This window comes from Desulfobulbaceae bacterium, assembly GCA_015231515.1.
In the GTDB taxonomy this organism is placed as follows: Bacteria; Desulfobacterota; Desulfobulbia; order Desulfobulbales; family VMSU01; genus JADGBM01.
In genome coordinates, this window is the sequence record JADGBM010000088.1 from 1 (window position 1) to 11,908 (window position 11,908).

The 11,908-nt window shown below is 45.1% G+C and carries 11 protein-coding genes; 7 read left to right on the top strand and 4 right to left on the bottom strand.

Annotation, left to right across the window (positions count from 1 at the left end; translation table 11 throughout):
• Positions 1–27: 27 nt before the first annotated feature.
• Positions 28–168 (top strand): hypothetical protein, encoded by a 141-nt coding sequence (locus HQK80_12280; protein ID MBF0222981.1) that lies wholly within the window; start codon positions 28–30, stop codon positions 166–168.
• Between the two features lie 7 nt (positions 169–175).
• On the opposite strand, the gene HQK80_12285 is transcribed toward HQK80_12280, so the two are convergent.
• Positions 176–1,918, bottom strand: coding sequence for a Na/Pi cotransporter family protein (locus tag HQK80_12285; protein MBF0222982.1), 1,743 nt, complete (start codon positions 1,916–1,918; stop codon positions 176–178).
• 200 nt (positions 1,919–2,118) lie between these two features.
• On the opposite strand from HQK80_12285, the gene HQK80_12290 reads away from it, so the two are divergent.
• The 5 genes from HQK80_12290 (at position 2,119) to HQK80_12310 (ending at position 7,209) form a co-directional block, all read left to right on the top strand.
• A complete protein-coding gene (locus HQK80_12290) occupies positions 2,119–4,407 on the top strand; it encodes a U32 family peptidase (GenBank protein ID MBF0222983.1) in 2,289 nt (762 codons plus the stop codon).
• Between the two features lie 158 nt (positions 4,408–4,565).
• Positions 4,566–4,817: a type II toxin-antitoxin system Phd/YefM family antitoxin gene (locus HQK80_12295; protein ID MBF0222984.1), complete on the top strand. Its 252-nt coding sequence runs from the start codon at positions 4,566–4,568 to the stop codon at positions 4,815–4,817.
• A complete protein-coding gene (locus HQK80_12300; protein ID MBF0222985.1) occupies positions 4,814–5,239 on the top strand; it encodes a type II toxin-antitoxin system VapC family toxin in 426 nt (141 codons plus the stop codon). The genes HQK80_12295 and HQK80_12300 overlap by 4 nt, the downstream gene beginning before the upstream one ends.
• Before the next feature lie 144 nt (positions 5,240–5,383).
• The gene (gene selD / locus HQK80_12305; GenBank protein ID MBF0222986.1) at positions 5,384–6,436 is read left to right on the top strand and encodes a selenide, water dikinase SelD; all 1,053 of its coding nucleotides are present in this window, start codon (positions 5,384–5,386) and stop codon (positions 6,434–6,436) included.
• Positions 6,436–7,209, top strand: coding sequence for a sulfite exporter TauE/SafE family protein (locus tag HQK80_12310; GenBank protein MBF0222987.1), 774 nt, complete (start codon positions 6,436–6,438; stop codon positions 7,207–7,209). The genes selD and HQK80_12310 overlap by 1 nt, the downstream gene beginning before the upstream one ends.
• A gap of 244 nt (positions 7,210–7,453) precedes the next feature.
• Here the strand turns inward: HQK80_12310 and HQK80_12315 are convergent, their stop codons facing one another.
• From HQK80_12315 to HQK80_12325, 3 genes are read right to left on the bottom strand one after another with little or no spacing between them, the layout of a single operon-like run.
• On the bottom strand, positions 7,454–8,668 hold the full coding sequence (locus tag HQK80_12315) for a response regulator (protein MBF0222988.1): 1,215 nt from the start codon (positions 8,666–8,668) through the stop codon (positions 7,454–7,456).
• A complete protein-coding gene (locus tag HQK80_12320) occupies positions 8,661–10,406 on the bottom strand; it encodes a sensor histidine kinase (GenBank protein ID MBF0222989.1) in 1,746 nt (581 codons plus the stop codon). The genes HQK80_12315 and HQK80_12320 overlap by 8 nt, the downstream gene beginning before the upstream one ends.
• Complete coding sequence (locus HQK80_12325; GenBank protein ID MBF0222990.1) at positions 10,403–11,353, bottom strand: hypothetical protein; 951 nt, start codon at positions 11,351–11,353, stop codon at positions 10,403–10,405. Before HQK80_12325 ends, HQK80_12320 begins: the two co-directional genes overlap by 4 nt.
• Before the next feature lie 139 nt (positions 11,354–11,492).
• Here HQK80_12325 and HQK80_12330 point away from each other — a divergent pair.
• On the top strand, positions 11,493–11,908 hold a 416-nt coding region (locus HQK80_12330), incomplete at its 3' end, for a Plug domain-containing protein (GenBank protein ID MBF0222991.1).

Genomic DNA, 11,908 nt, shown 5'->3' on the forward strand with positions numbered 1-11,908 from the left:
GGCTTAAAACCGGCAGGGTCAGCTTAGATGTCACGCCCTTTCAGGGCTATCTGTACTATTCCAGTCCCCAGGGCGTTGCCCTGGGCTGGTATGTTCTGGCCCTTTCAGGGCAAACCGAATATTTACGATTTTTCATCGTATGTACAAACTATGGAGAAGCTGGCATAGAACCCTGTCAGTTCACGGCACTGGTGGCTGTCTGACACTCATAAACGACGTCTTTTGCCTTTGCTTCCTCAATAATCTCCTTCATGTCGAGAGCCTTGTCGAAATCACTTATTTGCTCCTGGGAAAGCAGAAGATCCTTGAGGCTGAACACCTGCAGGCGGCAGGCCTGGTTGAATAGCCTGTTAACGAGCAGGAGGGAGGATATTTCCATCTCGTGGATTTTTTTTGAGGCAACCGCTGTCATCGTTTCCTTGATAAAACGCCGGTCGGCCTGCTCAACGTGGATGAAACTCTTCACCAGACTTTTGTACTGCTCTTCCTGGTTTTCAATTAACAAGAAGCGGTTGATGTCGTGATACAGTTCAAGGAGTCGTTTACGAAACGATTTATACTGCCCGTTAAGGTAGGGGCTGTCAGAGCCTTCGAACTCCTCAAAATTATGACGAATCCCTTTGAAGTTCTTAATTGAGTTCATAATGTTTCGTGAAGCAAAAATGACCCGCTCCATCTCTTTTGTATCAGACTCGTCAATTTTGTGGGACATAACCCTCGAATAAAAGGCAAATATCTCAGCATGAAGCAGCTTAATGTTCTCGTAAAGAGTATCATTAGTCTCTCTTTTCTTTGCATTTTTTTCAAAGGGAAGCTCCTCGTCAAAAACAAGCCCTTCATCAATTTTCAGCAGGCGCAGATTGTACAGCTGACATTCCTGGAAAAGATGTTTGACTTCATTTCTTAAGGCCGCCCCGGCAGCGTCAGTTACTTCATTCGGCATGTTGCCAAGATACACTGTCAGGATGGTTTTATGGTCGGGATAAAATCGAATCAAGGACTTTGAGAGAAGACCGATGAATGGAAAAAAGATCACAACCCCGGTAATATTAAAAAGGGTGTGGAAGAAGGCCAGAGCCATGAGACTGTTTGTGTCAACATTGATGAACAGTTTGACAATCCAGATAAGTAGGGGCATTGCCGCAAAAGAGGCGATCGCTGTTGTTATATTAAAGATTAAATGGCTGAGTGCGACTCGTTTTTTAGGCTGACTTCCTGCCAAAGATCCCATGAGGATGGTTATAGTCGTGCCGACGTTAGCACCAATAACTAAGGCTGCACCAGTTTCGAAGGTGATCAGCCCGCCATGTAAGGCCGTAAGCGCAATTGCAACACTGGCAGCACTTGAATGCATGATGGCAGTAAGGATGATGCCAATCAGGCAAAACAGCCACAGGCCATAGTTGGCAATAGCTGCAAGATCAATGGTTTGGGAAAGGGTTTCAACACTGCCCTTCATGTAGTCAAGACCAAGAAAAAGGAAGCCAAAGCCTATGAACAGCCGCGCTAAATACGATGCTTTTGAACTGTAACCAAAGGAGATCAGGCCTAACCCTCCGATACCGATGAAGGGCAGGGCAAAGGTTTCGATTTTTAGTTTGAAGCCGAAGGCAGCAACAATCCAGGCTGTCAGGGTTGTGCCGATGTTCGACCCCATTATGACGCCGATAGCATTTTCCATGCTCATTACACCGGCACCGACAAAGGCGAGCACCATAAGCGATACAGCAGAACTACTCTGCAGGATAGCTGTTATGAAGGTGCCGCTGACAATTGATTTGAGTCTGCCGTTGGTGTATTGCCGGATTATTCTCCTGAAAGCTTTACCCGAAAAAGCCCGAACAGCCTCTTCAAGTAAAAACATTCCAAAAATAAAAAGACCGAGGCCTGCTAATAATTTCCAGAAATCTACATTCATGCTTTTTAATTAAATCCTTGTTGAAGAGTGGCAAGCAAATTACAGGTAACAGTCATTCTTGCATAACTTATAGAAACAGTTGGTATGTAAAGCAAGTAAATATATAATGTTAGTAGTTGTTGGCGATTGGTTTGAGAGATCGAAAGACTAAAATTTAGATGGTAGATAAGCTCATCAAAAATGAGCAAGTGTGGTCATTAATGAGAAGAAAAATTGAACTACTGGCTCCGGGTGGAGATATAGATTCCATTAAGGCTGCAATCGTAGCAGGTGCGAATGCTATATACTGTGGTTTAGATAAATTCAATGCCAGGAATAGGGCCGAAAACATAACTATTAATGAGTTAAGCGGGATTGTAAGGGCAGCACACAGTAATGGCTGTGAGGTTTTTGTCACGCTTAACATTATTATCGTCGAGAGTGAAATTCCAGCCCTGATCAGTATTCTGAATAGATTAATTAATACCAGAATCGATGGGGTCATTGTTCAGGATTTAGGCATGTTCTATCTTCTGTCTGAATATTTCCCAGGGCTCACGATTCATGCCTCCACCCAGCTTACCACCCATAACGAAGGACAGATTAAGTTCTTGGCTAAACTCAATGCTGCCAGGGTTAATCTTTGCAGAGAGTTAAGCCTGAAAGAGATCAAAGCATTAACTCAAGTTGCACATGAAAACTCTATGTTGACGGAAGTATTTGTTCATGGGGCCAACTGTCTCTCTTTTTCCGGACTTTGTTACCTGAGCTCTGTGCATGGCGGCAACTCAGGTAATCGTGGCCGGTGCAGCCAACCGTGTCGAGATCAATATGAAACGACACCTGAAGGAAAAGATTTCCCCCTTAATCTTAAGGATAACTCCGCCTATTTTGACTTAAAAGAGCTCTCCGAGGCCGGGGTTGACTCTGTAAAGATTGAAGGAAGAATAAAGAAATTTCATTACGTGCATACCGTTGTTAATGCCTGGCGGAAACAACTTGACAGGCTTTATGCTAAAGAGGCACTCAGTGATGATAACAGCGATCTTCACAAGGTCTTTAATCGGGACTTTTCAAACGCTTTTTTGATGGGCGACATCAATAGGAGCATGTTTATTGATAACCCCCGGGATAATTCCGCACTCCATCGTGCCCAGGGTTTTGGCGGCTGCACAGCTGAAAATATCCAAAGAGCTAAACGAGAACTTTATGATCTGAAAACGGAAATTATAACAACTGTCAGAAAAAAAATTGCACAGGTAGATATCGGCAAAGCTCCATTAGCCTTGCTTGTTTCAGGGGAGTCAGGTTCACCTTTGCAGGTTGAGGTGATAACTCCTGATTGTTCGTTTATGGTGTTTTCGGCCTGCAATCTGGAAAATGTCGGGACATTTACAGCGAGGAGCACTCTTGCTAAGAAAAATAAGGACAGCACCGCTGCGGGCCTCAACTACCAGAGCTTTTTTGAAAGGTTTAAGGCGGTCAATGATACGGAGTATTTTCTTGACCGGATCAATTTGGACAATCTTCAGCCAGATCTTTTTATACCGTTTAAAGAGCTTACCTCTTTAAAGAATCAGATAGTGTTCCACTTTAATGGTGCAAAGGAGATAGTTGAACCAATAGCCCCGCCTATTGTCAAAAGGCTCCCAGGCGAAGAGATCAAGCCTGTGTTGTCAGTATTGATCGCTTCCAGAGAGGATCTGCCTTTTTGCCGTGCGACCCAGGCGGATATCTATTATCAACTGCCCAACAGTTTTACAAATCAGAGTTCTGAACTGCTGGATATCTTCAGGGACGATACCGTAATCCCTTGGTTCCCTTCTGTTCTGATCGGAGAGGACTATCGGGCGGCAGTTGAATTTCTACACCTGGTGCAACCAAAACAAATTGTCACCAATAATACTGGAATAGCCTATGAGGCTTGGCGAAAAGGTTTCAGCTGGATCGCTGGCCCCCATCTGAATCTGGTTAACTCCTTTAGCCTGTTATGTTTAAAAGAAAAATTTAACTGTTATGGAGCCTTCGTTTCCAATGAGATTAATAGAGATCAGATAAAGCGAATCAAAAAGCCGGCGGACTTTAAACTGTACTACAGCATCTACCACCCGCTGCTGCTGCTAACAAGCAGACAATGCCTTTTTCACCAGGTAGTTGGTTGTAAAAAGAGTAAAATTGACGACAGCTGTATTCTCGACTGTGAAAAGTCTGTGCCAATTACAAACGTAAAAAAAATCCCTCTCATTATTGAAAAATCAATGGGTAACTTGCATTCTATTTATAATGAGGCTGATTTCCTGAATACTGATATCGTTAGCGATCTACCAAATCGGTTTTCCAGCTTTTTTATTGATTTAAGGGGTATTAAAACAGGAACTAAACGGGAGCTGGACAAATCAAAACTGATTATGCTTTTTGAACGGCATATTAATGGAGATTCCAAGGCGCTGGATGAGATCAGGAAAGGTATTCACCCAACTACCAGCTCGCAATATGAGAAGGGAATATAGTAAGAAAGGAAGTTTGTTTGCAATGAGATAAGCATGGAAAGTTTCCACTTATTAACACTGTTACCCTTCCATAAAACATCCCTCAGCAACCCAAAAAATTGACTTAACAGCATAAATGGACTAGACTGACTAGTAGTAAAGAATGAACAGGAGGTGTTATGAATACATCATGGAAATTACAAGATGCTAAAGCAAAATTCAGTCAGGTTGTTGAAAATGCTTTGAAGGCCGGGCCGCAATATGTAACTCGTAGAGGTCAAGAAGCAGTGGTCATCATATCCGTTAAGGAATATCAAAAAATCACCACAAAAAAACCGACATTAAAAGAATTTCTGTTAAGTTGTCCCAAAATTGACGATGGCTTTGAATTTGAGAGGCAAAAGGATCATCCAAGGGATATTGAATTTTGAATTATTTATTAGATACTTGCGTGATATCAGAATTGGTCAGGCCAACTCCAAATGAAGCCGTCATCAATTGGATGAGTCATTTACCTAATGAAAGACTTTTTTTATCTGTCATAACCATTGGAGAAATACGTAAAGGAATAATAAAACTTCCTGAATCAAAAAAGAAAAATCAGCTCACAAATTGGCTTAATACCCTTCTGGAAGATTACCAAGCAAGAATTTATCCCATTAATTTAACGGTTGCAGAAAACTGGGGGATTATTCAAGGGAAAGCAGAAAAAAATGGTACTCCGGTTGCCTCAGTAGACAGTTTGATAGCGGCAGTGGCTCAAACATACAATTTAATTGTCGTAACAAGAAATGAGAATGACTTTGCCTCAACTAATGTAACAATATTAAATCCATGGAAAAATAAAGGGTAACCAGGCGTTTCACTCTTAGGATTTTTAGGGGACAGACCCCGCTTAAAAACCGGGGTCTGTCCTAATTTCTCTAATTTCCTAGTATAGCGATTTCATAGAGTATTAATTCTCGATAAAAAAACAGATCGGAAGGAAGCGGTAATCATGGCAATTTTTAAGAAAAAAACACTCACAGGTCTTTCTCGTACATGCGGTTGAGCCGCCAAAATTGGTCCGACGGATCTGTCGGACGCGCTCGAAGGCCTTACCCCGCCTAATGATCCAAACCTGCTCGTCGGGTTTGAGACAGCAGATGATGCAGCTGTGTATCGGTTAAGCGATGAAATCGCTATGATCAACACTGTGGATTTTATTACCCCGCCGGTTGATGACCCGTACTGGTTCGGTCAGATTTCAGCAGCAAACTCTATTTCTGACGTCTATTCCATGGGGGGTAAGCCTTTAACTGCTCTTAATGTCGTAATGTTTCCATCAAAGCATCTTGATATGGGCATTTTGAAAGAGATTCTACGCGGAGGGCACGATAAGGTAGTAGAAGCTGGGGCCTGCCTGGTCGGTGGCCACACTGTAGATGACGAGGAGCCAAAGTACGGCCTATGCGTTAATGGTGTTGTTCATCCTGATCGAATAATCACCAATGCCGGATCAAAACCTGGGGATGCGCTTATCCTGACCAAGCCGCTTGGTTCCGGTGTTTTATTTAATGCGGTCCGCTCGGGGAAAATGCCTTTTAAAGAAGTTGAAAAAGAGATTCTCCCTTCCCTTGCCGCTCTTAATGGTAAGGCTATAGAAACAGCGCTGCAATTTAATCTGCATGCCTGCACAGATATCACCGGATTCGGTATTCTTGGGCACCTGCTTGAGGTAGCGCATGGTTCTAATGCCAGGGTTCGAGTTGTTTATAAGAACTTACCCTTTTATCCTGGGGCCTTGAATATGTATCAAAAAGGCGAAACGACAGGCAGCAACAAGGCCAATCGGGCCATGGTGGCGAAACATGTTCTGAACATGCAGAAGACCTTGTCACGATATGAGGACGAACTCCTATATGATCCGCAGACCTCTGGTGGACTTTTACTTTCTGTGCCAAAGGCACAGGCCGAAGAACTGCTGTCGGCATTGCACCGAAATGGAGTTGATGCCGCCACATGCATTGGTGAGATAACAGCCGAACCTGTTGGGATAACGGTTGAATAATGCTTCTCCTGATTGGAGGCCTGGGGTTATTTTCTGGTTTTATTTCAGGGATGCTGGGAATTGGGGGCGGAATTGTTATGGCCCCTTTGCTTTTGTATGTTCCCGCCTGGTTCGGCTTTTCACCGCTGCCCATGAGAGTTGTCGCCGGGTTAACTATTGTACAGGGACTGGTTGCCTGCCTATCTGGATCTTTAACGCATAAAAAGTTTGATTTTGTCTCAAACCGGTTAACAGGATGGATGGGGACAACAATTTTCGTTACCGCTTTGGCGGGTGGCGCCGGAGCAGGGTATGTCTCAAATTCGCTGCTGATGACAGTTTTTGCTCTTCTAGCTCTGCTTGCTGCTGTTCTTGTTTTTGTACCTACCAGGGAGGATTGCGAAAACCCGAATGTTTCAACATTTTCATTCAGTCGTTTGAAGGCAGTGGTGGTAGCCGGATCAGTCGGCATTATGGGCGGGCTTGTTGGTCAGGGTGGGTCTTTCATTCTTATTCCACTCATGACCTCGTTTATGCAGGTTCCAACCAGAATTGCAATTGGCAGCAATCTGGCGATTGTATTTCTTTCATCGCTGGCAGCCTTTTTAGGCAAAGCCTTTACCGGTCAGATAGCCTGGTATTTGGCTTTGCCGATAGTTGTGACAGTGATCCCAGCTGCCCATCTTGGAGGTTTGGTTAGCCGCAGGGTTCCAATAGGTCGATTACGGATGATATTGGCTTTTTTTATCGCCTTGGCAGCAATACGGATAGGGCTTTCTGCTGTAGGAATATGAGTGTGTCAAGACCTGCCGGTCACATATTAACTCACGATGAAATCTTGTTTGGGGCTATGCAACAGAAAAACTGTAAATACTGCGGACGTTTTTTTACTCCTGATTAGCATGTCAAGGATCGCCAGAGGATATATCTTTATAGCCTAAAAGGGTTAGCAATGTTTTTCCAAACAATAAAGAAAAAGAGCAAACCACTCCCGGAGCGCTCATCATCAGATAACATGACTAAGGTCTAGAATCATCCTTAATTCGTAGCGACCGGCAGCGACAAAGCAAAGCAGGTCCCTTCGTCCGGCTTGGACTGGCAATTGATGCTGCCGTTGTGCTCTTTGATAATTCCAAAAGAGATCGAGAGACCGAGGCCGGTGCCCTTGCCGACCTCTTTGGTGGTAAAAAACGGTTCAAACATCTTTGCGGCGACCTCCTCAAGCATTCCACAACCATTATCGACAATAGTCGCTACCACCATATCGTTCTGCCGACTGAATCGAATCGCCAGCTTTTTCTCTTTAACATACTCCATGGCATCAACAGCGTTGATGATAAGATTGATAAGAACCTGCTCAAGCTGGGTGGCCACACCTCTGACTAGTGGCAGGTCCTTCTCTATCTCTACCTCGAGGGCAATGCCCGCCTTCTTCAGCCGATGGCCCAGAGGGATCAAGGCATGATCCAGTACTTGCGGTAATGCAATCTGATCGAAGACGCCACCACTCTTGCGACCAAACATTTGTAAATGTCTGGTAATAACTTCTATCCTGCTGATCTGGGCGAGGGTTTCATCAAGTTCTCCGGGAAATTCTGCTGCATTTAATTGCCCTTCCATGAAATCCCGCTTAGTGGCCTGCATCATAATCTTGATAAAAGAGAGTGGCTGATTGATTTCGTGGGCGACACCGGTTGCCATCTCACCAAGGGAGGCTAGTTTTGCCTGGCCCATCATCTTTACTTCAATGCTTCGGCGGCGAGCCTCCTCTCCTTTTCGGTGCTCAAGTTCGCGGGTCAGCTGCGAGGCAACTTCCATCAATTCGGCGTTTTTTTTATGCAGATCTTGGAGCAGTTTTTTATTGGTTTTAATCATACTGTAGGCACCAACAGCATTGACGATCAGCATCCGCAAATGTTTATATTCCCAGGGCTTCAGGACATACTGGTAGATGTGTCCCTTATTCACCGCCTCCATAATCTGGTTAAAATCGGTAAAGGCGGTCAGGATTATCCGTACCGGATCCGGATCGGTCTCAAATATGCGGCCCATGAGTTCAACACCGCTCATCCCCGGCATCCGGTTGTCGGACACCACTAGCGCTAGACCTCTATCAACATGCTCGTTAAAAAGCACCAGAGCCTCTTCTCCGGAAGAGGCGGTAATTACTTCGAATTCATCTTCAAAATTCATCCGGAAATTGCTGAGATTGACCTGCTCGTCATCCACATAGAGGATCTTTCTTTTATCCATTTAGTTCTCCAGAGTTGAGATTCCACTCACAGCTTTCACTAGAAAGCTGTGCACATATAATCGGCAGGGTTATTTCAAAGGTAGTGCCCTCACCGGGTTTGCTGTCGATATCTATCTTGCCGCCATGGCGGTGAATGATGGTGTAGGAGATACTGAGGCCCAGTCCGGTACCCTCGCCTATTTTCTTTGTGGTATAAAACGGGTCGAATACCCTGCCAAGCCTTTCTGCCGAGATGCCTTCGCCTGTGTCGCAGAACGTAACCAGCAGTTGATTATTAACAAAGGAGGTCTTTACCGTGATGGTTCCTTGTTCATGAATCGACTGGGCGGCGTTAAGCAGGAGGTTCATAAATACCTGATTGAGCTGGCCAATATTGCAGGTAATTTCCGGCAGGTTCTGAGCGAACTCCTCTTTGATTTCAATGTGCTTGCCATACTTGCTCCGAACAATCCCAATACACGCTGCAAGCCCCGGATGGATATCTGAACGGCTGAAATCCTCTGGGTTAGTATAGCCAAACACCCTGAGGTTGTTGGTCAGCCCAGAGATACGCCGAACCCCTTCCATGATATTGTCGAGCAGGGTTCTGTTTTGCGCTTTAAATTTCTGGGCATCCTGCCTTTCAAGAGTCAGGTCTCCAGTTTGTGACGGGGCGCTTATGCTTCGCAAATTGCGATCCAGGAGCGGCAGAGCGCCGGTAATGAAGTTGAGGGCGTTGTTGATCTCATGGGAGATACCCCCAAGCAGTTGTCCCAAGGCCGCCATTTTTTCGGATTGAATTAACTGGTCCTGGCTCTGCTGTAGATCAGCGACGGTCTTGCCCAACTCCGCGTTCAACCGTTCCAGAGTTATTTTCTGCTGCTCAAGTGCCGTATTGCTCAGTGAAAGTTCCACCGTTCGCTCCTGGATCTTTTTTTCGAGGTTATCCTTTAACTCTGATATTGTCCGGTAGGACTCCTGGATGATGTTAATCATCTCAGAAAAATCGCCCAACAATTCAGCCTGTTCATTTTCAATAGTATTGGCGCCCCTGTGTTTTACAATTTCCCGGGCTAATATTTTTAAAGGTTTAGTCAACCTTTTGACAAACTGCAAGAGACACAAACTGCTGAACAGGACGATCATAAGGGTAGCAATTAAATTCTGTTGTAAAATGTTCCAGATCTTGGACGTCATCTCTTCGGTGCTGAACAACACAACAACATAGCCAATCGGTTCACGATCCCTGTGCTGCTGAATATCCAGGCCAGCAGCACCCAGAAACATATCATCCTCACTTACGGTTTGACCGGCAAGAATAGCCTGACCAAAGACAATCGCACCATGCTCAGGATAGAGGTTCACTGCCGCCCCCCCATGGCCCAACATCTGTTCAGACAGCGTCCGGCTTGAGAACAAGGCCTCGTATTCTGCCGCATCGCTGCCCAAACTCACTAAGGCGGTTCCCTCCCAGTCATAAATAACTAATTTTTTACAGTCATGCTCCTGATAAACAACACCAGCTGGCCCTTCTAAATCCTTTTTAATGCCGGTAAAAACACCAAGCCGGCTGCTGCCGGCCAGCAGTCTAGTCAAGCTTTGTCCACGAGCCACAAGATCATTGTGGAACTCTTGCCGAACCTTGCTTAAAAAATAATAATTCAGCGCCAGGGCAGTACCAAGTGTTGAAAGGACAAACACTATGATCAGTTTTAACGTAAAGCTCTGCCTTATAAAGTTAAATAATGAGTGCTTCATGGCTTCCCTTCTCCATTCTGAAAGCCAGCATTACCGGCAGCTTCAAAACCGAGTTTATTTAGAATACGTGAATTAGTCTCTACAGTCAGTGTTTGACTAGCTTCCGGGGGTATTTGGTCAATAGTTTCACCAGCCAAAAGCCGAAGAACCATCTGCCCAGCCTGTTCACCCATAGCGGTCGGAGTTGAATAGAGTGCCAAAGCGGCCCCGTGCTTTAAGTATTGGGGGGCGAAGGCAATTAGCGGCTTTCTGCTGTTCAGGGAGTAGAGTGAAAAGATATCCAGATTTTCGGCAGTCAGTACCGTTGTATCCGGTACCAGAAGCAGCGCCTCAACAGAGGGGCCTATTCGGGTAAGAACAGCATTGACCTCTTTGGCCAGTGAAACCTCTCTGGGTAGCAGGGTCAGCCTCGAGTTATTAAGCACAGCACGAGTCAGAAGATCAATCTGAGCAGCACTGTTGTCGGGATCATAGATAATCCCAATTTTTTTGACGGTTGGCAGGTATTCGGCAATGGCGGCAAGCTCTTTTTCCGGGTCAACAGTAACCCTGACTCCGGTGATATTGTCCTTGCCCTGGCTAATTTTTTCAGGATTGACAACCATGAGATAGACGATGGGTAGTGGCAGGTTAGCAACAGCGGCCAAGGCCTTGGCGCCCACCGCCACCAGAACCTCAGCTTGATGTTGTTTAACTTTACTGTTAAACAGTAAATCGCTTTGGATTGAGTCAGCGGCGAAGAGTTCACTTTCCGTCTGCTGGATGGTCTTGACCCCTTGGTAGGAAACCCCACCCAGGACTCGATTAAGCCCAGCAATGGCCTGGAGGTATGGCTGGCGCTGCGAGCTATTGACAATCAGCACTTCACTGGCAGTAGCTTGCTGGGGCAGAAAAATTACCGCCCAGCAAAACAAAGTTAACAGGATTTGTTTTAAAGTTAGTGTCATATCAAAAAAATAAGTCTAGTTACTCTATCGCTGGTAACGATACCACTGAGCCGCAAACAACCAATTAAAAACAGGTATTTTAATATATATTAAATTCGTAATTATTCACCTTATCATAACAATAAGACGTATGGAAACTATGAAATTAAAAAAATGTTTGTTTTTTGCCTTGATCCTGAGTGCCTATCTATTATCTAGCAACGTTGTGCCGGCGGCAGAGAACGATGATATTTCACTATTTTTTGATGATAGTGAAATGGCCGAAGCCCCAAGCCGCTACCCCAAAACGCTCTCGCAAGTGACAGAGCAGGTGACCATATTCACTGCCGAAGACATTGAACGCTCCCATGTCCATACCATTGGCCAGTTTCTGGCGAAGGTGCCGGGCTTGTTTGTAGAATTTAGCTCCCCGGATATTGGCCAAGTAGCTAATTTCAACTCGCTGGGCTCAAGGAATTACCATACCTTGATTTTGGTGGATGGCGTGCGCCAGAATAATGGCAGCGTCGGCTCTGCCTTTATCAATGGCCTTCACCCGTCAATAATTAAAAAGAT